Source organism: Solemya velesiana gill symbiont, from assembly GCF_002020805.1.
GTDB lineage: Bacteria > Pseudomonadota > Gammaproteobacteria > Chromatiales > Chromatiaceae > Sedimenticola_A.
On the sequence record NZ_MPRJ01000082.1, the window covers coordinates 1 to 20336 of the forward strand.

Sequence of the window (20336 nt, forward strand, 5' to 3'; positions counted from 1 at the left end):
AAACTGGAAAAAGAAAGTAATCTCAGGCCATAATCCGGCTATCTAGGCGGGTCAATATTAGATGCAAAACCTGGGTCAGCTTTAACTGCAAATCAACACCAGCCAATGGCTCGCCAGCGCTCGAGGGTACGCTGGGATAAGTCCCATCGTTCGGCAAGTTGCTTCTGATTGATGTGGTTACAGGTGAATTTCGGGTGGTTCATGGCTTTGCTCCTTTGCGTTGTTTTCGCCATGAACGCTTCCTGTTGCGCAGTTATCAGGTGAATAGTGCCGTTGGCGGGTGCTTGATACCGGTCAGTAGTGTATAGCCAGCATTATTCAGGGGAGTGGAGGCCTTGGTGAGAACCCTTCGGCTCGGTAAAAAATGCATGAGCATCAGGAGCATGTGGCAAAAAAATGGAACCTGGTGATTTCCGTGTTCAACATAAATCCCACATGCAGAGTCTCGGTTTGCAAGGCGTGGAAGAACCTGTCGGATGTACCCTTAAAAATCCGAAGAACTCAGAATAAAACGTGTGAACTTTTTGATGGGGTTATCAGCAACGAATGGTAATTGAGAATCATTAGCGTCCGATGCTGGAAATTCTGTCAAGTGCGCCAGCTTTATCACTGTATTTATTAGATATTTAGTATTGGAAATAACACTAATAAAGAGCATTAAGAAATGCTTATTAGTAGTACTAATAACGAAACAAGGAATGTTGATTAGAATTGATGGTTCTTATCATTATCATCTCTGCCTGGAACAAAGGAGATCAATACCAATGATTAATACCAACCCTTTCAGCGAGCTATCTGGATCCATCTCGCCAGAAATCATGCAGATGTACGTCATTCTGATGGTGATTCTGGTAGTCGGGGGCGTTGTCCTCGACATGGTGCACAAGAAAAGTGCCAAGTACTTCTTTGAAAATTCAAAGAAAGCCCAAAAAAACGCAAAACGCACTGTCAGCAGTGGTGAAAAAGTTTCACTTGCTGTTCAGACTGTTGCCAGCGAGGTTATTACCTCGTCCGAGTTCTGCAATCCGGCACGTCGTGTTTCTCACCTCTTCCTCATGTACGGATTCATTATCTTCGTTGTCTCCACGGCAACCCTGATTTTTGGTTATCCGACTGCTGCTGAAGCTGGTATCTGGCCCATGCTGTGGCACCTGGGTGCTGCAATGGTGGCCATCGGCGGTTACTGGTTCTGGTTCCTTATCCGTGTAGATCGTTACTCAGAAGGTGCGCCTCTGGCTCGCCTTGTACGTGCTGACCTGTTCATCGTTTCTCTGCTGGCTACCGTCACTTTTGCACTGATCTGGTCTTTTGCAGGTGCTGGTCTTGCAGGTTGGAACATGCTGTTCTTCGGTCTGTTTGTCATCTCCGCCACTGTACTGTTCGGCGGTGTAATTTGGTCTAAGTTTGCCCACATGTTCTTCAAGCCGGCTGCGGCTTACCAGAAGAAGATCACCAAGGCCGATGGTTCCCAGGAGAACCTCCCGGATGTAGGCGAAATGAACGATCCTGCTATTCACGCACGCTATCCGGATATCCCCGAATACATGGGTACCAACCCACCTAACATGGGCCTCGGCATCAAGCGCGAGTCTCCAAACCACTACTGAGTCGTTTCAACTACTCAACATATTAAGAGAGGATTGATATGCCAACTTTCGTATATATGACTCGTTGTGACGGCTGCGGACACTGTGTCGACATTTGTCCTTCGGACATCATGCACATCGACCCGACTTTGCGCCGTGCATACAACATCGAACCAAACATGTGCTGGGAGTGTTACTCCTGTGTTAAAGCCTGCCCACACCACGCGATTGACGTTCGTGGTTATGCAGACTTCGCCCCCCTGGGTCACTCTGTACGAGCGATCCGCGACGAGGAGAAGGGTGTTATCGCCTGGCGCATCAAGTCCCGCAACGGCGAGACTGACCTGAATCTGCTGGCGCCCATTACCACCAAGCCTTGGGGTAAGCACATTCCTCAGCTCGCGGATGCACCTGCGCCCAGCCAGGAAATGCGTAACAGCCAGCTGCTGTACAACGAACCTAAATACATTCGTATGGACGATGGTGATATCCACACCCTTGAGTCCAATGGCTTGCATATGGAAAAAGGGGTGTACTACTAATGGCCTACAAAACTATCGTAGAAGACAATATCGATATCCTGGTTGCAGGTGCTGGCCTCGGCGGTACCGGCGCAGCTTTCGAAGCGCGCTACTGGGGTAAAGACAAGAAGATCGTTATCGCTGAAAAGGCGAACATCGACCGCTCCGGTGCTGTTGCACAGGGTCTGTACGCGATCAACTGCTACATGGGTACCCGCTTCGGCGAGAACAACCCTGAAGATCACGTTCGTTACGCTCGTATCGACCTGATGGGCATGGTTCGTGAAGACCTGCTGTTCGATATGGCTCGTCACGTTGACTCCGCGGTTCACCAGTTCGAAGAGTGGGGCATGCCTGTCATGCGCAACCCTAAGACCGGCGCGTACCTGCGTGAAGGTCGCTGGCAGATCATGATCCACGGTGAGTCCTACAAGCCTCTCGTAGCTGAAGCTGCGAAGAAGTCTGCTGACAAGGTCTACAACCGTATCTGTGTAACCCACCTGCTGATGGACGATGGCAAAGAGAACCGTGTTGCCGGAGCTGTTGGCTTCAACGTACGTACCGGTGATTACCACGTATTCAAGTCCAAGGCCGTTGTCGTAGGTGCCGGTGGTGCTTCCAACATCTTCAAGCCCCGCTCCGTAGGTGAGGGTGCTGGTCGTGTATGGTACGCCCCTTGGTCTTCCGGTTCCGCTTACGGTCTGATGATCGGCGCTGGCGCCAAGATGACCCAAATGGAAAACCGTATCGTACTGGCTCGTTTCAAAGACGGTTACGGCCCTGTAGGTGCTTACTTCCTGCACCTGAAGACCTATACCCAGAACTGCGACGGTGAAGAGTACGAATCCAAGTGGTTCCCCGCTCTGGAAAAGATGGTTGGTAAGGCATACCTGGACACCGAAGCGTCCCACGTATCTCACCGCCCCATTCCTACCTGTCTGCGTAACCACGCGTTCATCCACGAGGTGAACTCTGGTAAGGGTCCCATCCACATGGTTACCATGGAAGCGTTCCAGGATCCGCATCTCGAAGAGATCGGTTGGCACAACTTCCTGGGTATGACCGTTGGTCAGGCTGTTCTGTGGGCCGCTACCGACGTTAACCCCAAGTATGAGAACCCTGAGCTGACCACCTCTGAGCCCTATGTAATGGGTTCACACGCTACCGGTTGTGGTGCGTGGTGCTCCGGACCTGAAGATATCTCTCCTGATGAGTACTTCTGGGGCTACAACCGTATGACCACCGTTGAAGGCCTGTTCGGTGCTGGTGATGCTGTTGGTGGTACTCCTCACGCCTTCTCCTCCGGCTCCTTCACCGAAGGTCGTCTGGCTGCCAAGGCTGCCTGCGCCTACATCGATGATGGCAAGGCCGAGGGTATTCGTGTTTCCCAGGAGCAGATCGATCGCCGTCGCGAAGAGATCTACAAGCCCATGGAGCACTACAAGGTATACCGTAACGAGATCGTTGCCGGTAGCGTTAACCCCAACTACATCAACCCACGTCAGGGCCTGGATCGCCTGCAGAAGCTGATGGACGAGTACGCTGGTGGTGTAACTGTTAGCTACATGACCAACGAGAAGCTGCTGCACATCGGTCTGAAGAAGATGAAGACCCTCGAAGAGGATCTGGAGAAGGTGGCTGCTGAGAACATCCACGAACTGCTGCGTGCGTGGGAGTTGAAGCATCGTCACCTTGCATCTGAAGCGGTTATCCATCACACCCTGTTCCGTGAGGAAACCCGTTGGCCTGGTTACTACTACCGTGGTGACCACATGAAGGTTGATGATGAGAACTGGCATGTACTGACCGTTTCTCGTCGTGATCCTCAGACTGGCGAATACACGATGGAAAAAGCTCCTCTGTACCACTTGGTTGGTGATATCGAGGACAAAGCTTTGGCTGAACTGAAAGCTACGGAAGGCAAGTAAGCCAATAAAAATACCAGGCAGGGGTTCCTTAGGGGCTCCTGTTTGGAATTATAAGAGGCCAATATTATTGCTGGCCTCTTTTTATTTGTATGTTATTGCATTTCTTGAATAAATAGAGAAACGTCAATGTACAGCACAGTTTTGGTGGTAGGGAACTGATTCTGGTCGGGGGCTTTTGCCTTTTGGTTAGATGTCGTAGAATTTCCGACCCCTCTAAGTTAACGAGCTGCAAATGAATATTATTGACAAGACAGATGAAGAGCTTCTGGCAATCGGGACCCCCTGGTGGGAAGACCTGATCAAGTACTCCAACAAGGGGCAGTACGGAAAATTCATCCAGAACTTTTCCACTGATCTGCTGCGGGGTCTGAATGAAGTGGAAGTGGGTAACCAGTTTGCCAAAAGCGATCTGACCCGGAGCCTCGACACTAACTACGATTTTCTGGGCTTTATCCGTCGTGGCGAACATGTCTCTTTCCTGTTTCGGGTGCGCAGCACCAAGAAGCCGGGTGAATGGCTGGGCAGAATGGTGCTCGGTTACGAAAGAGGCGAAGTCAAGATTTTTGCAGCATCGATTTTCTAAGTAGCCATGAAAGAGACCATACAGCAAAACAAGCTTGTTGAACTGAACTACAAGGTTCTCGATGAAAAGACCGGCCAGGTTCTTTCAACTGTCGAGTTTCCCATCAGTTATGTGCATGGCGCAGACCAGGTGCTCGCAACCATGGTCACCGACCAGCTCGAGGGACGTTCCGAAGGTGAGATCATCGAGGTTCCCATTGATGGCAACCTGATCTACGGCGCCCGAGATGAGGGGCTGGTTTTTACCGACCGTATCGAGAACGTGCCGGAAGAGCACCGGGAAGTCGGGACCAAGATCCTGATGGAAAACGAGAAGGGTGAGCCCAGGGAGTTCATCGTAACCCGCATGGATGACCAGACCCTGACCGTTGATGGCAACAACCCGCTTTGTGGCAGGGATCTGATCTTCAGGCTGGAGATCCTGACAGTCAGGGATGCGACCCTGGAGGAGATCGAGGCGGGTACCAAGGTGGTTAACGGACCCGATATCGATTTCGATCCCGATAAGGTTGTGCCGATCTAGCCGCCTTTTCTACTGATTGCTGAATGGATCGTCGTACAGTAGGATGCTGACATAGGGTGCGTAGGTCAAAACAGCCCCCTGGTTTGGCCCTAACTCGTTGAATGCATGGAGCACCTGTTCAAGGCGATGTTCATTTTCCGGCTCTTCTTTCAGCTTCTCCAGTGCTGAGATCAAGGGCGCTGTCTGCTCTGATTCGAGATGCGTATTGAGCATCTGGATCGCATCGTCGATCTTTGCGACATTAATATGCTTCAGGTTTCTCTTTAAGCGGTTCTGGTCAGGGTCGTCAAACTCCGGCGGCTCTTCAAACGCGTTCGGACTTTCCCCTGTGGGCATGCGGGTCGATTGAAGCCCGGCAAATGCGTTGAATTCTTCGAATGCCCTCTGCTTTAGTGCACTGACAAATGCATTGAACTCCTCCGTGTTTGGCTTTTCCAGGTAGAGTGATATGAGGGACTCACCATTTACGCGACTCTTGAAATGGAGGAGTGATTTGCTGATCACAGGCTCGGGATCGAGTACTGTCAGCATGACTGTCAATGTCTCTTCTTTCTTGAATGGCGCCTTGATACGAACATTGACATGATCGTCGACCAGTTCGAATTCCTGGCTGCCTTTAAAGAGATCTTTCTGTATGAGCTTTGTCGTCATATCGGCGTATTAACTTTTATCTGTTGAAAACTTCTTTCACCACGTCGGACACTAGCTCATGGGCGTAAGAGTTTTCGCCGCAATGGATAATCTCGTACTCATCGCCGATAAAGGCGAGAAAGGGATGAACCCTGGTGCCTTCCTGTTCGATAATCGCCTGGTCGTCAATGGTACTGGCGACGCTGAATGCGATCTCAAGCGTCAAATCATGCAATTCCTCGCCGCTGACCCCGCCCTTGGCGAGTTTGAAACGGATCTGCTCGACGAGCTCGCGAACGAAGATCCTTTGAAGCTCTTCGTACTTCTCGATATCAAGTATTTGTTGCATTGTGAGTTTCTGCCAAATTCATTAACCCGACGACGGAATATGTCACTTTCAGCATCCGTGTGTTTGTCGCCAGCAAGGCATCAATACGCCACTGTAGCACTCCTACAGCAAGTATTGATAACGTAGCCTGGCGACAAACACACGGATGCCTTTCTTCGTTTAGGGGCAATATGTTAGGTGCTTCAAGCATGCCCTTGCCCTGCGTTGCGGCTCTTGCCAATAGAGCGACTATTACCTACGAGCCGCACCTTGATCAAGTGCATGCTTGAAACACTGAAAGCGATATATTCCATCGCCAGGTTAATAAGAAAGGGCTAATTATACACCTTCTCTTTTAGCCTTTTCAGCACTCCCCAGGTTGCCGTTAGGAGATTTGTATCCCTGCCTCTTGAGGGGGAATTGTCAATGCAACTCATGCGCCAGCGCTGACGTCGCTCTGACATCCAGTCCTGTTTGTAAGCATCATCGCCTGTCAGAAAATCGATCTCTTCGACCTTGTCAGTATCGATAACATATTCCATCAGGTAAGCGATGAGAATGGAGCCGGGCGAATATTGTTTCCATGCTTCATCGTAGGCCAGTTTGAAGATGCTGGCCTTGCCATGTGCCACAAACCAGAACTGGGCGGCAACGGGCTTGTTTTCGACATAGAGGATAGCGAGCCTTAACCAGCCGGGTTTTGACAAGTGTTCGGCGAGCCCTTTTATGAACCCTTCAAACACCTCGTTTGCCTTCCAACTGGCGGTATAGACAGCATTGTAGTCTGTCAGCCCCTGTTGCAGATTGTCGCCTGTAAAAAGACGAACCTGGTAACCATGCTCGCGCTCGAGCTTACGCTTTTTTCGTGCAATGGTATTGCGTACCCTGGACGGGCGGGCTGCCATGTAATCTGAATACGACTCCCCCCGTGTCTTATGAATCCAGTTGTGGAAACGGAAATAGCGATGGCAGGCATATCCGGACGATTCCAAGGCCAACTGCAGGCGATCCAGGTTGGTGTCGTCCTCTGCAATGGGGTCCAGTTGCAGGGAACGGGCTGGTAATTGCCGTAAGCCCTCAACCAGGCATGCCAGGATCTCATCCCGGCGACTCTCTCCGAGTAGCAGGGTAGAGAGCGATGTGTATAAATGCTTCAGGGATTGGTAGTTCTCCCCGTCTCGCGGCGACAGTGGGAGCACGGCAAGTACTTCATCCTTATCGATCACACAGGCCAATAAGGTGGTTTCGTCCTTGCTGAGCCCGGTTTTCAGAAGATTTTCGAACCACAGCTTCGAAAAAAATATGCTCTTTTTTCCTGCGGTTTCAAAAAGGGCATTGGCACTTTCCGGCAATTCATCCCAAGCGGTGTAGCAGACGAACTCCATTGCTGTGTCTGGGGCCTAATTAACCGATCCGCTGGCGTCTTCAGGACTGCCTGTCATATCGATCAATTCGGATACTTCAAGCGTGCCTTTGATTTCCAGGAAGGGGCAGGACTGAGCGGCCGCAAGGGCCTCTACCATGGAGTTCATTCTCATGATGCCCATTCCGGACATGGCTGAAGTGGTGCCAGGTGAGGTGGTGCCATCAGGCTGTACGGTGTGCGTATCTTTGAAGGGTATCGCGGGGCTTACCACTGCATCTCCAAGTGAGTTCAGCCACTCGTGATATTTCTCGAAATGCTTTTGTCCTTCTTCGGGGGTGGAAGGGTATTCCCCTCCCAAGTAGACGAATATATACTGCGGCATAGCGGATGCTCCTCTGCAAGGTGTGCGAATATTACAAACCCGGCGATTCTAGCGGAAATGGCCACTAAAAGCAGGGATAAGTGTGTTAAATGGCACTAAAAAAAAATTGAAATCCCCCACGCTTCTAATCGCTGGCCACCTAAAAATTGCTGCTATATAATTCTGACACCTAAGAATCGAATTTATGGTGTCGAGAGAGTTTTCAACTGCAAATCCGTGTGGTGGCTGTCTCGACTTTCAAACCAAAGGTGATTTATGAGCGGACAACCTACGACCAGACCTAAAGTTCCTGAAGGCAAATCACGTTTCCTCGTGACTCGTCAGAAAGAGGCTAATGAAAAGGGCTTCGTTGGCTACGAGACTATTTGGGAATCTTTCCAGAAAGAAGTCAAATACACCACGCCGAAACGCCCGTGAGTCTAATGGCCGTGCAGCCTCTTGAGGCTCACGGCCATTAATCCAGCTTCTATATTTATTCCCTTCTCGACGGGAAATTCCCACCACAAAAAGACGCTGGTAGGCGATTGTTCGGCCTGACGAACAGTGACAGCCACTTTCGGGTAAGGCTGCCGGCATCTCAGAACTCCACAGAACAGCAGGGAAAATTCCGTGTGCTTGAATATCACCGGAGAGGTGATGGCAAGGCGACGGAATGAATTATGTACCCTGGTTCTCTCTCTGTTTATTTACCTGTTTTTTAAATTGCCGGCGCTTGCCGAGTTCTCCGGGTTTTAATAAGGGAGGGGAGGGTTCAAATCCCTTTCTCACCACCATACAATTCACAGTCCCAGTTGGGCTTATTCAGGATATTTTCAACCGCTGACCGCCATGGAAGGCTGAAAGCCGATGCGGTTAGTCCCGGTAGCCGTGAGGCCGCACTGCTTGCCCGTCGTGTGCACAGCATGCTAGAGGGGAAGCAAAGTAGGCATCCGAACACGGCGTGTAGTCATTGGGAGGCGACTGTGGAGCGGTAACGAGCTTGCGATGTTATCGCGTAGCGGTCGGGTTGATATATGGCTCCCACAGATAAAGCGGAAAACAAGCCCAAGCGACGTGTATTTTGCATCGGGCTTCCAAAAACATGCTTGACGAGCTTGTTGAGGTTTATGGAGGCAAATGGATTTGATGCTCACGGGCGAACTTCATCTGCCTTCAAGTCATATATCCGGGGAGAGTTGTCGGATGTGTTGGATTTTTATCAAACAGGTGAATTCTATTGCGATGTTCCAACACATTTAATGTATCAACTCCTGTTTTCTGAATATGGTAAAGATGCCAAATATATCCTTACCATCATACGGGACGGAGGGGGCTGGTATAACAGTATCTGCCGTCATAACCGATATGCACATCCCTTGAAAAACAAGCATAAAAAGCTTTATGGGCGATACTATCCCCATGGTTTCAAGAGTGAGCATGTTGATTACTACAATAAGCACTTCAATGATGTAGTCAGTTACTTCGAGAAAAACAACGCAATGGAAAACCTTCTTGTGATCGACTGTACGCAAGAGGGTGCGGTGAAAAAGCTGGAAGATTTTTTGGGTATTGAATCGGTTGTCGATTCTTTTCCGCATAAAAACAAAGCCAATGCCATAAGGCCGGGTTTTTCGTTCCGTTTTAAATATTTCTATAACAAGATAGTCCAGCCTATATATGCAGCAGTGGCTCCACTGTTATTCAGAAAGCCCCCGCCAAGAAGCTGGCAGTGATGGATAGTGGTCGGTGAATTAATGGATCTCATCTTTTTGCTGGCTGATAAGTGATCCCCCCGGCTATTAACCCCTGCCTTGTTTTCTAGCCCTGCTGAATCTCTTCCATCACCCAATCGTAAAACACCTGCATCGCATAGGTGAGTTGCCGGTTCTGCTGGTATACCAGGTAGAAGGCACGCCGGGTCTCAAGCTTGATGTCCAGGGGAATGATTAGCTGGCCATATTCCAGCTCCCGCTCAACAAGGCTGAGGTCCGCTAATGCAACGCCTGCACCTTCCATGGCGGCGCTTATGGATAGAGACGTGCTGGAGAGGGTGATGCTCTTGATATCGGCAATATGTACGATGCTGGCTTTTTTCAGAATACGGCTCCATTCATCCTCCCGGTCTGCTACCTGGAGGAGGGTGTGGCGTTGGAGATCCCCGGGGGTGTCGAGAGGAACTGTTTCCTCCAGCAGTTTTGGGCTGCACACCGGGATCAGTGTGACACTTTTGAGAAAATGGGCATCGACATTTTCCCACTCGCCGTGGCCGAAATAGATGGCCATGTCCGTATCTGAATGAGCGAAATCGATAAGGCCGGTAGAGGCACTGAGGCGCAGCTCAACATCCGGGTGCAGTTCCTGGAAATCGCGGATTCGCGGGACCAGCCAGCGGGTAAGGAAGGCGGGTACGACACTGATATTGACTGCGCTGGTATTCGGGGAGGCGATCAGGCGGCGTGTGGCAATGCCGATCTCATCGAGGGCGTGACCTGCAGCATCAAAATACTTCTCCCCTGTAGCAGTCAGGACAGTCCGGCGATTTTCCCGTCGAAATAGCGGGACGCCCAAAAATGCTTCAAGTGATTTTATTTGGTGGCTGACAGCAGATGGCGTGACGAAAAGTTCCTCTGCTGCCCTGTTAAAGCTGCCTAAACGTGCAGCTGCTTCAAAGCTGCGCAGTGCATTCAGGGGGGGTAGGCGTCTGATATCTGCTCTCCAATAGATGAGAATTATTCAACTATATCGTGAAAAATGATCGTTTGTGAAGGTGTGGCCCCCAAACTAGTATGTAACCGTGTTTTGAAATACTGGCCTGTGTTGCAAAGTCACAGTTTGGAATTTCAGAGCGGAACGTTCTCTTCATCTGTGAAAGGCGTTCATTCGATGATCTGTTAGCGAGTTTTAACAGTCATTTAATCCTCCTCCTTTGAACCTTATTGCGTTTTGGTTACGGCAGACTCCCTAGTCTGCCGTTTTTTTACAGGGATGTGCTGATGTCGCGGGAGGCATGGATGCCGGGAGTCGCGTTGTGCAGCCACCTTTGGCGTAGCCCCAGACTTTTGATCATTCCATTGTGATATGATTTTGCGCTTATATACCGTGCAAAAAAAGGAATAAGAGTACTTCGGTAAGTATCTTTAGTTCTTGGGTTAATCATTAATGACCAATCTCAATGACGAGCATCCCGTTGGCTCGTTGCGTAGTAATAATGAATTCCAGTCCTCCATTCTGCGGTTGATTGCGTGGGGGGTAATGATCGGCTTCATCGGTCTCGGTGGGGACAGTGGCTATTTCCCCTTCACCTGGGATCAGTTTTATATCTTTTTTGGTGCCCATTTTCTGTGGTTCACAGGGCTCCTGGTCCGTATTGTCCGGAAGCCCAAACTCAACCAGTATCGGCAATACCTCGGAGCGCTTTCGGATGTCAGTGGCACCTCTTTCTGTATCTATCTCGGCGGTGATCCGATCAGTCCGTTTTTCCTGATCTATCTATGGTCGTTCATCTCCCAGGGAACACGCTTTGGTATCCGTTACCTGTTGTTTGCCTGTGCGGCCAGCATCGTGGGCTATACCACCGTGGCGCTGGTGATGAATGGTTGGCAGCACAACGCCTTTTACGTCAATTTCCTGATTCTTGGTCTGATTATTCTGCCTTTGTACCAGGTGATGTTGTTGCGTAAGTTGCACAAGTCGCGTCAGGCCGCTGAGGCGGCCAACAGGGCCCGTGGCAACTTTCTTTCCGCCATGACCCACGAGTTGAGGACCCCGTTGTCGGGTGTTATCGGTCTCTCCCGTCTGCTCACTACCACCAAACTGGACCGGGAACAGCGTGAGTATGTCAACTCGATCACTTCGACGGGTAATGTGCTCGAGGCGCTGATTGGCGATGTGCTGGACTTCAGTAAAATCGATGCGCAGAGGCTGGAGATAAACCCCAAGGTATTCTCGCTCCGTCACGCCGTGGTGGACACCTGCCGTGGCATGAACGCTGTGGCGACCGATAAGGAGGTAGAGGTGATATGCAAGTTCACCCAGGATGTACCGGCCCAGGTGAAACTTGATGAACTGCGGTTTCGCCAAGTGCTCTATAACCTGATCGGCAACGCCATAAAGTTCACTTCATCCGGCCATGTGGCAGTCAGTGTGGATATGGTTGAAGACAACGGAAATGGTGTAAAGCTGCTGCAGGTCGCGGTCCGGGATACGGGTATCGGGATTCCCAGGGAGAAACAGGAGCAGGTGTTCGATAGTTTCTGGCAGGCCGATTCAACACGCACCCGCCAGTTCAGTGGTAGTGGATAGGGTACAGCAATCGCCCGTGATCTGATAGAGATGATGGGTGGCTCCATCGGGTTCAGCAGCAGTGAGGGGGAGGGCAGCAGTTTTTGGATCAAGTTGCCTTGCCTGGATAAAGACCTGCTGGGCACGCCAAAGCCGCCGGCCGAACTTTCTGGCAGGACGATTGCGATATCCGAGCCCCATGGAGAGAGCTGTGACGTATTGTTGCGTGCTTGCGTAGAAGCGGGGATGCAGGTCCGGGTATTTGGGAAACATGAAGAGCAGCCTGGAACCATGGAACAGTTCAATGGCAATAAGGTTGACATGTTACTCCTGGCTGATTCCCTGGACACGAGTGACCTGAGCCAAAGGGTAGAGCAGATGCGGCATCAATTTCCCGATGCTGAAGCCGTGCTCTACCTGGGTTATCCCAGTCGCCATATCGAAGTAACTTGTGATGTGCACATCATCAACAAGCCGTTTGACCCCATAGACTTGTGGCAGTCGATGTGTCTGCTGTTAAGGCCTGGCACCGAGGGGGGGCAAATCAGTGACCAGGAAGACGTCAGCCTATTGAATCCTGTGGCCAATGGCGAGCGATGCCATGTACTGGTTGCGGAAGACGATAACATCAATGCCATGCTGATCGAGGCGCTGTTGACCAAGGCGGGGCATTCAGTGACCCGCGTCATGGATGGACAGCAGGCGCTGGATGCCATTGGTGTAGAAAACTTCGACCTGGCACTGATCGATGTGCGTATGCCGAATATGGACGGTATCGAGTTCACCAAAGCCTATCGTTCCATGGAGTCAGGGGAGAAAAAGCTTCCGATCATCGCATTGACCGCGAATGCTACACGGGAGATGGAGCATGAGTGCCTGGAGGCGGGCATGAACGAATTTCTGGTCAAACCGGTAGATGCAGCTTACCTGGATGCACTTCTGAAGCAGTGTGCAATGCAGCGCTGAAGCGTGTAAGTACAGACTGAAATACACGCGCTTTTCTGTTTCGCTGGCCCGTCAATTGGCACTATAATTCCGCGCATTGAGCGCAGCATCGGATCGCCCTGTAAATTCCCCCGTTTACCGGCGATTTCTTCCGGTGCAGCATCACCTCCCCTGAACAGGAATAGTATCGAGATGAGCAGTGTATTGATTATCGGTGCCGGCGGGGTCGGCCGTGTCGTGACCCATAAATGCGCCCAGCTTCCCGAGGTGTTTTCTGAGATCTGCCTGGCCAGTCGCACCAAGTCCAAGTGCGATCAGATTGCCGGTGAAATCCAGGAGAAGACAGGCCGCGCGATCCAGACCGCTGCGGTGGATGCCGACAATGTTCCGGAGCTGGTGGAACTGATCAATCGGATCAAGCCCAGGATGGTGGTCAACGTGGCCCTGCCATACCAGGATCTCACCATCATGGATGCTTGCCTCGAGACCGGCGTGCACTACCTGGATACCGCCAACTACGAACCCCTGGACGAGGCCAAGTTCGAGTACAAATGGCAGTGGGCCTATCGTGAACGCTTCGAAGAGGCGGGTCTGATGGCGTTGCTGGGTTCCGGTTTCGATCCCGGCGTGACCAATGTCTTTACCGCGCACATGCTGAAGCACCATTTCGACCAGATCGATTATGTCGATATCATGGACTGTAACGGCGGTGACCACGGGTATGCCTTTGCCACCAACTTCAATCCTGAGATCAATATACGGGAGGTGACCGCCAACGGCCGATACTACGAGAATGGCGAGTGGGTGGAGACCAAACCCATGGAGTTCCATCATACCTTCACTTTCGAGCAGGTGGGTGAGAAGAAAATGTACCTGCTCTACCACGAGGAGATGGAGTCGCTCTCCAAGAATATTCCCGGGGTAAAGCGTATGCGCTTCTGGATGACATTCGGTGATGCTTACCTGAAACACCTGGAGGTGTTCCGCAATATTGGCCTAGACTCCATTGAGCCCATCATGTTCGAGGGCAGGGAGATTGTGCCGATCCAGTTCCTCAAGGTGCTGTTGCCCGACCCGGCAACCCTGGGTCCACGCACCGTGGGCAAGACCAACATTGGTGTCATCGCCAAGGGCAGAAAGGACGGCAAGCCGGTTTCCCGCTATGTCTATAACATTTGCGACCACCAGGCGTGCTACAAGGAGACCAACGCACAGGCAGTTTCCTACACCACCGGAGTGCCCGCTATGATCGGTGCCATGCTGATGATGACCGGGGAGTGGATGCGTCCCGGTGTCTGGAACATGGAGGAGTTCGATCCGGACCCGTTCATGGCGGCGCTTAACAAGTATGGTTTGCCCTGGACTGACATCGAGACCGATATCGACATCGACTCGCTCCCGGGATAAACAGGGTCTCGAATATGGCGCTGGACATCACCCGGGTACCAACACCCTGTTATGTACTGGAAGAGACCAGGCTGCGGGACAACCTGGCGCTGATGGCCCACGTCCAGCAGGCGTCGGGTGGCAGGATCATCCTGGCCCTGAAGGGCTACGCCATGTGGAGTACGTTCCCCATGGTGCGGGAGGTGCTCCAGGGCTGCACCGCGAGTTCTCTCAACGAGGCCCTTCTCGCCAGCGAGGAGTTTGGACGGGAGGTGCATGTCTATGCGCCGGCCTACACTGATACAGAGATGCCGCGCATCCTGGAATTGGCCGATCACCTCAGTTTCAACTCTTTCTCCCAGTGGCATCGTTTTCGCGAGCAGGTGCTGTCCGCCGGGGTCTCCTGCGGTATCCGGGTCAATCCCCAGGTGGACGAGGTGGAGACTGATATGTACAACCCCTGCGGCAGCACCTCGCGTCTGGGAGTGACCCCCGAGACGTTCCGTCCCAAGGAACTGGAGGGTATCGAGGGGCTCCATTTTCATGCCCTCTGCGAGTGCGGTGCCGACAGTCTGGAACGTACACTGCAAGCATTCGAAGCGCGTTTCGGCCAGTGGATACCCCGGATGAAGTGGATCAACTTTGGCGGTGGCCACCTGATGACACGGGAGGGCTATGACGTCGACCTGCTGATCCGCCTGGTGCGCGACTTCCGGAAGCGCTACGGTACCGAGGTCTACCTGGAGCCTGGGGGTGCGGTGGGTTGGTGTACCGGGCCGCTGGTGGCCAGCGTGCTGGATATCGTCCACAACAACATGGATATCGCCATCCTTGATACCTCTGCCGCTGCCCATATGCACGATGTGCTGGAGATGCCATATCGGCCCATGATCACCGGCTCGGGTGAACCCGGGGATAAAGCCCATACCTACCGGCTGGGTGGGAATACCTGCCTGGCAGGGGATGTGGTAGGCGACTACTCCTTCGATGAGCCCCTCAAGGTGGGTGACCGTATCGTATTGGAGGATATGATCCACTACACCTTCGTCAAGAATACGACCTTCAATGGCGTGAATCTTCCCTCGCTGGCGATCTGGACTTCAGATGATGAGTTGAAGATCGTGCGCCGCTTCGGCTACGAGGATTTCAAGAACCGGCTGTCGTGAGGGGCACTGTAGGAGCGAATTCATTCGCGATCGGCTTGCAAGGTGTATTCAGCACATATCCTTCAGCCATCCACGAAGGAGAGATAAGCGAACATGTCGCGTATCTGTTCCCTCACTTCAGAATACAGGCCAGGGTGGAATTAAATCCTCCGGGCAGGGCGTTGGATCTGGTGAGTATCCAATTGCTGTACCCCAAAATTCACCCCGATTTTCCTGGCAACACGGGACTATCGGTTGACCCACTGGGGGCATAACGGGATAATTCCTCCCGGTTTCGACCCCGGACAACCCCGGGGTCTCCTGTTTATGGTGGCCTGCATCGGTCCCCTCGCAACGATAAGCCGTGAACCCGGTCAGGCCCGGAAGGGAGCAGCCGCAGCGGTCGACTCGTGTGCCGGGGTGTGGCTGGTGCGGGCCGCCACCCGTTTGGGGCGCCGATTTCTCTCCGTCGAGCAACGCCTGCGGCATCTGCCAGGGTGATTTCTGCACCGTGAAACGGTGGCGCTGTTGGGGTAAACTCTCACCCTTGTCACTTTCAACACAGGCGAATTCGATACAGCCCATGTCATACCAGGTTTTGGCACGTAAATGGCGCCCACGGATCTTCAGCGAATTGGTTGGGCAAGAACATGTGGTGCGGGCATTGAGCAACGCCCTGGACAATGACCGGTTGCACCATGCCTACCTGTTCACCGGTACCCGCGGGGTGGGCAAGACCACGCTGGCGCGTATCTTTGCCAAGTCGCTCAACTGCGAGCATGGGGTCGGTTCTACCCCTTGCGGCCAGTGTTCGACCTGCAGGGAGATCGACGAGGGGCGTTTCGTGGATCTGCTGGAGGTGGATGCGGCTTCTCGCACCAAGGTGGATCAGACCCGGGAGCTGCTCGAGAATGTGCCCTATGCTCCGGTTCGCGGACGCTACAAGGTCTACCTCATCGACGAGGTGCACATGTTCTCCGACAGCAGCTTCAACGCGCTGCTGAAGACCCTGGAAGAGCCGCCACCCCACGTCAAGTTTCTGCTGGCCACCACGGACCCCCAGAAAGTGCCGGTGACGGTACTCTCGCGCTGCCTGCAGTTCAATCTCAAGCGGCTTCCCCTGGAGCAGATCCAGGGGCATCTGCAGCACATTCTGGAAAAAGAGGGTATCGAACACGAGGTGCCCGCCCTGGTACTGCTGTCACGCAGTGCGGATGGCAGCATGCGAGATGCCCTCAGTCTCATGGATCAGTCCATCGCCTTCGGCGGGGGGCAGGTCATGGAAGCGGAAGTGCGGGCGATGCTGGGCGCTATTGCACAGGACCGGGTCCACGATCTGCTCTACGCCCTGGCCGATTTCGATGCTGACCGGGTGATGGCCCTGGTACATGAGCTGGCGGAGATGGTGCCCGATTTCAGTGGCGCCCTGCAGGATCTGCTCGCCCTGTTGCATCGTGTGGCCCTGGCCCAGGTGGTTCCCGACGCCCTGGATAACAGTGCGGGAGACGAACAGCAGGTGCGCGACCTGGCCGGCAGACTCTCCGCCGAAGATGTACAGCTCTTTTACCAGATCGGGCTCATGGGGCAGCGTGATCTGCCCCTGGCACCGGACCCCCGGGCGGGGTTCGAGATGGTGCTGCTGCGAATGCTGGCTTTCCGGCCGGCGGACAGTGGAGGGGCAGTCGCTGAATCGACGCGCCCAAAGCCTCAGGCAAAAGCTGAGCCCGCAAGGCCGGCACCACAACAAAGGCGGCCTGTCCCCGCGGCACCAGCCAAGGTGCAGGCAACGGTAGAATCTCCACCTGCTGTTGGAGAGGAAGCGCCAGCCCCAGCCCCTGCAGTACGTACGGGCAATGTCGATCTCAGTGACTGGATGCAGGTGGTGGAGGCGATGTCGCTGGGTGGTGTTGCAAAACAGTTGGCCAACAACTGTACCTTTGAAAGCTGGGATGGTTCCAACCTGAAGCTGAAGCTTGATCCTACCCATCAGCATATGAAAGTGGGTACTTCCGAGCAGCGACTGATCAAGGCGCTCAGTGACTATCTGAATACGCCCGTAAAACTCTCCATCGATGTCGCGGCCTCCGAGACCGCGACGCCGGCCCAGCTCCAGGCCAAGGCCAAGGCAGATCGGCAGCGCGATGCCGAGACTGTTATGACAGAGGACCCACTGGTACAGGCCATGGAGGAGCAATTGGGGGCCCGCTTGATCCCCGAGTCGATCCGACCGGTGGAAGAGTGAGCCAAGAGTTATTTTGTATATGAATTCGAAGATGAGGAAACCCCTATGAAAGGCGGATTAGGTAATCTGATGAAGCAGGCCCAGAAGATGCAGGCCGACATGCAGAAGGCGCAGGAGCGCCTGGCCCAGGAAGAGGTGACCGGCGAGTCCGGCGGCGGCCTGGTCAAGGTAACGCTCAACGGCAAGTACGAGGTGCGCCGTGTCGAGATCGACGACAGCCTGATGGGTGACGACAAAGAGATGCTGGAGGACCTGATCGCAGCGGCAATGAACTCGGCGGTGCAGCGGGTTGCGGATAAGACCCAGGAGAGCATGGCGGGCCTGACCTCGGGCATGGGGCTGCCCCCCGGTTTCAAGATGCCGTTCTGATCCATGTCGGAACAGCCCCTGCTCGATCAGTTGATGGATGCCCTGCGCTGTCTGCCCGGTGTAGGGCCGAAATCAGCGCAACGCATGGCCTTCTATCTATTGGAGCGGGATCGCGAGGGTGGGCGCCAGTTGGCGAGCGTGATGGCAGAAGCGATGGAGAAGATCGGTCACTGCAAGCGTTGCCGCACCTTCAGCGAGAGCGAAATCTGCGCCCTGTGCAACAACACCCATCGTGACGATGGGCAACTTTGCGTGGTGGAGACCCCGGCCGAGGTGGTTGCCATTGAACAGGCCACTGATTACCGGGGGCGATACTTCGTGCTGGGTGGACACCTCTCCCCCCTCGATGGGATCGGCCCGAGGGAGATCGGCCTGGACCAGTTGGCCGAGCGCCTGGCCGACCAGCAGGTCAGGGAGCTGATTCTGGCCACCAATCCCACCGTCGAAGGTGAAGCCACTGCACATTATATCGGGGAGAGGGCAAAGGCGCGGGGGATCCGTGTTACCCGAATTGCCCACGGCGTTCCTCTGGGCGGCGACCTGGAGTATGTTGACGGTGGCACACTTTCACACGCGTTTGCCGGGCGACAGGATTTTTGAGCTATCCTTCTACCAATAATCAAAGGATTCAGGGGAATGTGATGGAAGAGTGTCTGTTTTGCAAAATGGCCTCCGGAGAAATCGTCCCGGACGTGGTCTATGAAGATGAGGAAGTGTTGGCATTCAGGGACATCAATCCCCAGGCGCCGGTACATGTTGTCATCATCCCAAAGCGTCACATCGCAACCCTGAATGATATCAACAGGGTGGATGCAGGCCTGATCGGCAAACTCTACCTTGCTGCCACGGAGGTGGCGCGCCAGGAAGGGATAGCAGGCAGCGGTTACCGCACCGTATTCAACTGTAACCGGGACGGTGGGCAAGAGGTTTTTCACCTGCATCTGCACCTGATCGGCGGAAGGCCGATGAAGTGGCCGCCGGGATAGTCGGGCTTCAACTGTTGAGGATTCCTGCCGAGGCTGAAATAGACAGACCATGGGGCCAATTGACCACATCGCAGGTTCGCTTCTCTCCGGGTCGGTATCACAGGCGCTGGTACCGATCAACCAGTCTGCTCGTTCGGACGACGGAAGTCGCCAGCCTTCAAGGCAGCAGCAAGTGCCGGTCACATTGGACCCCGGCTTACGGGCCGGAGTTGAAACCCGGGCAGAGCTGCTCCAGAATCGTATGCATGCTGCGGATGGCGACAGTACCCGCAGCAGGCATGCCCTCCGGGCATACCGGGCGCTTGAAGAGTCCGAAGAGCGGGAGCAGTTGAGCAAAATCCTGGGCTTTGACGGCTACGCCTGACAGATGGCACGGGTGCAATTCCACATGTAAGGACGCAGGTAACTTTTTGCAGGTCATCTAACAGTCCTCTTGAAGACGTTATGAAAGATACAACCTACAGCATTTCCGAACTCTCCAAAGAGTATGACATCACACCCCGCACTATTCGTTTTTACGAAGACCAGGAGCTACTGGCTCCCCAGCGCAAAGGGCGTACCAGGATCTACTCGGAAAGGGACCGGGTGCGTTTGAAGCTGATCCTGCGTGGCAAGCGTCTTGGTTTTTCACTGTCGGAGATCAAGGAGCTTTTCGAACTCTACGATACCGATCCCGGTAAGAAAGGGCAGCTGCACTACCTACTGGAGAAGATCAAGGAGCATCGTGCCACGCTCGAGCAGCAGTTGCAGGATATCAAGGTGGTGCTCGACGAGATGAAAGGCCTGGAGAAAGAGGCCAAAAAATCACTCGAAGAGCTCGAGGATCAGTGGCTATTCCCCGTGGCGTGATTGTCTTGCCGGACCACTGGACTTTCCTCCTGCGGACTTCCTCTCTTTCGTATCTGTAGCCTGCAGGAATTCAGGCAGACCTTTCATAGCTGCCCGCTCATAATCCCGTACCAAGGCAGATCGGGTTGTTTCAGGATCACACTTCAAGCGCCGGGTTGCTCCCTCATACACCAGATCGAACAAGCGTTTGAGTGCGAATCGGTGCACCTGGAGCTATAGTCAAATCTGGTGTACAACCCCTTCGGTAGTACCCTGCTCTTGATCACTTTCTACACGCTCACCATCCTTGAACTTCACTCCCTCGACTA

Annotated in this window: 21 protein-coding genes and 1 other RNA gene; 17 read left to right on the forward strand and 5 right to left on the reverse strand. The window is 53.4% G+C overall.

Features of this window, described 5'->3' with window-relative positions:
• The first annotated feature begins 764 nt into the window (after nt 1–764).
• The 5 genes from BOW53_RS10825 (at nt 765) to BOW53_RS10845 (ending at nt 5140) form a co-directional block, all read left to right on the forward strand.
• Nucleotides 765–1607: an adenylyl-sulfate reductase gene (locus BOW53_RS10825; RefSeq protein WP_172838875.1), complete on the forward strand. Its 843-nt coding sequence runs from the start codon at nt 765–767 to the stop codon at nt 1605–1607.
• Nucleotides 1608–1645: 38 nt separating this feature from the next.
• Entirely contained in the window at nt 1646–2128 is a 483-nt protein-coding gene (gene aprB / locus BOW53_RS10830) for an adenylyl-sulfate reductase subunit beta (RefSeq protein WP_078488004.1), read from the forward strand.
• Nucleotides 2128–4035, forward strand: coding sequence for an adenylyl-sulfate reductase subunit alpha (gene aprA, locus BOW53_RS10835; RefSeq protein WP_078488005.1), 1908 nt, complete (start codon nt 2128–2130; stop codon nt 4033–4035). Before aprB ends, aprA begins: the two co-directional genes overlap by 1 nt.
• Nucleotides 4036–4267: 232 nt before the next feature.
• The gene (locus BOW53_RS10840) at nt 4268–4618 is read left to right on the forward strand and encodes a hypothetical protein (RefSeq protein ID WP_078488006.1); all 351 of its coding nucleotides are present in this window, start codon (nt 4268–4270) and stop codon (nt 4616–4618) included.
• 6 nt (nt 4619–4624) lie between these two features.
• Nucleotides 4625–5140 (forward strand): FKBP-type peptidyl-prolyl cis-trans isomerase, encoded by a 516-nt coding sequence (locus BOW53_RS10845; protein WP_078488007.1) that lies wholly within the window; start codon nt 4625–4627, stop codon nt 5138–5140.
• Between the two features lie 9 nt (nt 5141–5149).
• On the opposite strand, the gene BOW53_RS10850 is transcribed toward BOW53_RS10845, so the two are convergent.
• The 4 genes from BOW53_RS10850 to BOW53_RS10865 all read right to left on the reverse strand — a co-directional run bounded on the left by BOW53_RS10850 (nt 5150) and on the right by BOW53_RS10865 (nt 7846).
• A complete protein-coding gene (locus BOW53_RS10850; RefSeq protein WP_078488008.1) occupies nt 5150–5791 on the reverse strand; it encodes a hypothetical protein in 642 nt (213 codons plus the stop codon).
• A 16-nt stretch (nt 5792–5807) separates the two neighbouring features.
• The gene (locus tag BOW53_RS10855; RefSeq protein ID WP_078488009.1) at nt 5808–6119 is read right to left on the reverse strand and encodes a hypothetical protein; all 312 of its coding nucleotides are present in this window, start codon (nt 6117–6119) and stop codon (nt 5808–5810) included.
• A 314-nt stretch (nt 6120–6433) separates the two neighbouring features.
• On the reverse strand, nt 6434–7483 hold the full coding sequence (locus BOW53_RS10860; protein ID WP_078488010.1) for a GNAT family N-acetyltransferase: 1050 nt from the start codon (nt 7481–7483) through the stop codon (nt 6434–6436).
• Between the two features lie 15 nt (nt 7484–7498).
• On the reverse strand, nt 7499–7846 hold the full coding sequence (locus BOW53_RS10865) for a hypothetical protein (RefSeq protein WP_078488011.1): 348 nt from the start codon (nt 7844–7846) through the stop codon (nt 7499–7501).
• 1013 nt (nt 7847–8859) lie between these two features.
• Here BOW53_RS10865 and BOW53_RS10870 point away from each other — a divergent pair.
• On the forward strand, nt 8860–9558 hold the full coding sequence (locus BOW53_RS10870) for a sulfotransferase (protein WP_135607081.1): 699 nt from the start codon (nt 8860–8862) through the stop codon (nt 9556–9558).
• Between the two features lie 85 nt (nt 9559–9643).
• Here BOW53_RS10870 and gcvA read toward each other — a convergent pair whose 3' ends face one another.
• Nucleotides 9644–10558: a transcriptional regulator GcvA gene (gcvA, locus tag BOW53_RS10875; protein WP_342748433.1), complete on the reverse strand. Its 915-nt coding sequence runs from the start codon at nt 10556–10558 to the stop codon at nt 9644–9646.
• A gap of 426 nt (nt 10559–10984) precedes the next feature.
• On the opposite strand from gcvA, the gene BOW53_RS13390 reads away from it, so the two are divergent.
• From BOW53_RS13390 to BOW53_RS10925, 11 genes are all read left to right on the forward strand, one after another.
• Nucleotides 10985–12127, forward strand: a complete 1143-nt coding sequence (locus BOW53_RS13390) for a sensor histidine kinase (RefSeq protein ID WP_245832122.1) — start codon at nt 10985–10987, stop codon at nt 12125–12127.
• 30 nt (nt 12128–12157) lie between these two features.
• Nucleotides 12158–13072, forward strand: coding sequence for a response regulator (locus BOW53_RS13395; RefSeq protein ID WP_245832123.1), 915 nt, complete (start codon nt 12158–12160; stop codon nt 13070–13072).
• Between the two features lie 171 nt (nt 13073–13243).
• Complete coding sequence (locus BOW53_RS10885) at nt 13244–14458, forward strand: saccharopine dehydrogenase family protein (protein ID WP_078488014.1); 1215 nt, start codon at nt 13244–13246, stop codon at nt 14456–14458.
• A 14-nt stretch (nt 14459–14472) separates the two neighbouring features.
• Nucleotides 14473–15603, forward strand: a complete 1131-nt coding sequence (nspC, locus tag BOW53_RS10890; RefSeq protein ID WP_078488015.1) for a carboxynorspermidine decarboxylase — start codon at nt 14473–14475, stop codon at nt 15601–15603.
• Nucleotides 15604–15920: 317 nt separating this feature from the next.
• Nucleotides 15921–16017, forward strand: an RNA gene (gene ffs / locus BOW53_RS10895) — signal recognition particle sRNA small type.
• 148 nt (nt 16018–16165) lie between these two features.
• Nucleotides 16166–17824 carry a DNA polymerase III subunit gamma/tau gene (dnaX, locus tag BOW53_RS10900; protein ID WP_078488016.1) on the forward strand — a complete coding sequence of 553 codons (1659 nt, stop codon included), beginning with the start codon at nt 16166–16168 and terminating at the stop codon, nt 17822–17824.
• 45 nt (nt 17825–17869) lie between these two features.
• Entirely contained in the window at nt 17870–18193 is a 324-nt protein-coding gene (locus BOW53_RS10905) for a YbaB/EbfC family nucleoid-associated protein (RefSeq protein WP_078488017.1), read from the forward strand.
• A gap of 3 nt (nt 18194–18196) precedes the next feature.
• Complete coding sequence (gene recR / locus BOW53_RS10910; protein ID WP_078488018.1) at nt 18197–18793, forward strand: recombination mediator RecR; 597 nt, start codon at nt 18197–18199, stop codon at nt 18791–18793.
• A gap of 41 nt (nt 18794–18834) precedes the next feature.
• Nucleotides 18835–19179, forward strand: a complete 345-nt coding sequence (locus tag BOW53_RS10915; RefSeq protein ID WP_078488019.1) for a histidine triad nucleotide-binding protein — start codon at nt 18835–18837, stop codon at nt 19177–19179.
• Nucleotides 19180–19228: 49 nt separating this feature from the next.
• The gene (locus tag BOW53_RS10920; RefSeq protein WP_078488020.1) at nt 19229–19543 is read left to right on the forward strand and encodes a hypothetical protein; all 315 of its coding nucleotides are present in this window, start codon (nt 19229–19231) and stop codon (nt 19541–19543) included.
• Between the two features lie 80 nt (nt 19544–19623).
• Complete coding sequence (locus BOW53_RS10925) at nt 19624–20028, forward strand: MerR family transcriptional regulator (protein ID WP_078488021.1); 405 nt, start codon at nt 19624–19626, stop codon at nt 20026–20028.
• Nucleotides 20029–20336 lie beyond the last annotated feature (308 nt).

Coding starts and splice junctions, on each gene's coding strand:
- BOW53_RS10825 (WP_172838875.1), top strand. CDS start 765: ATGATTAATACCAACCCTTTCAGCGAGCTATCTGGATCCATCTCGCCA.
- aprB (WP_078488004.1), top strand. CDS start 1,646: ATGCCAACTTTCGTATATATGACTCGTTGTGACGGCTGCGGACACTGT.
- aprA (WP_078488005.1), top strand. CDS start 2,128: ATGGCCTACAAAACTATCGTAGAAGACAATATCGATATCCTGGTTGCA.
- BOW53_RS10840 (WP_078488006.1), top strand. CDS start 4,268: ATGAATATTATTGACAAGACAGATGAAGAGCTTCTGGCAATCGGGACC.
- BOW53_RS10845 (WP_078488007.1), top strand. CDS start 4,625: ATGAAAGAGACCATACAGCAAAACAAGCTTGTTGAACTGAACTACAAG.
- BOW53_RS10850 (WP_078488008.1), bottom strand. CDS start 5,791: ATGACGACAAAGCTCATACAGAAAGATCTCTTTAAAGGCAGCCAGGAA.
- BOW53_RS10855 (WP_078488009.1), bottom strand. CDS start 6,119: ATGCAACAAATACTTGATATCGAGAAGTACGAAGAGCTTCAAAGGATC.
- BOW53_RS10860 (WP_078488010.1), bottom strand. CDS start 7,483: ATGGAGTTCGTCTGCTACACCGCTTGGGATGAATTGCCGGAAAGTGCC.
- BOW53_RS10865 (WP_078488011.1), bottom strand. CDS start 7,846: ATGCCGCAGTATATATTCGTCTACTTGGGAGGGGAATACCCTTCCACC.
- BOW53_RS10870 (WP_135607081.1), top strand. CDS start 8,860: ATGGCTCCCACAGATAAAGCGGAAAACAAGCCCAAGCGACGTGTATTT.
- BOW53_RS13390 (WP_245832122.1), top strand. CDS start 10,985: ATGACCAATCTCAATGACGAGCATCCCGTTGGCTCGTTGCGTAGTAAT.
- BOW53_RS13395 (WP_245832123.1), top strand. CDS start 12,158: ATGATGGGTGGCTCCATCGGGTTCAGCAGCAGTGAGGGGGAGGGCAGC.
- BOW53_RS10885 (WP_078488014.1), top strand. CDS start 13,244: ATGAGCAGTGTATTGATTATCGGTGCCGGCGGGGTCGGCCGTGTCGTG.
- nspC (WP_078488015.1), top strand. CDS start 14,473: ATGGCGCTGGACATCACCCGGGTACCAACACCCTGTTATGTACTGGAA.
- dnaX (WP_078488016.1), top strand. CDS start 16,166: ATGTCATACCAGGTTTTGGCACGTAAATGGCGCCCACGGATCTTCAGC.
- BOW53_RS10905 (WP_078488017.1), top strand. CDS start 17,870: ATGAAAGGCGGATTAGGTAATCTGATGAAGCAGGCCCAGAAGATGCAG.
- recR (WP_078488018.1), top strand. CDS start 18,197: ATGTCGGAACAGCCCCTGCTCGATCAGTTGATGGATGCCCTGCGCTGT.
- BOW53_RS10915 (WP_078488019.1), top strand. CDS start 18,835: ATGGAAGAGTGTCTGTTTTGCAAAATGGCCTCCGGAGAAATCGTCCCG.
- BOW53_RS10920 (WP_078488020.1), top strand. CDS start 19,229: ATGGGGCCAATTGACCACATCGCAGGTTCGCTTCTCTCCGGGTCGGTA.
- BOW53_RS10925 (WP_078488021.1), top strand. CDS start 19,624: ATGAAAGATACAACCTACAGCATTTCCGAACTCTCCAAAGAGTATGAC.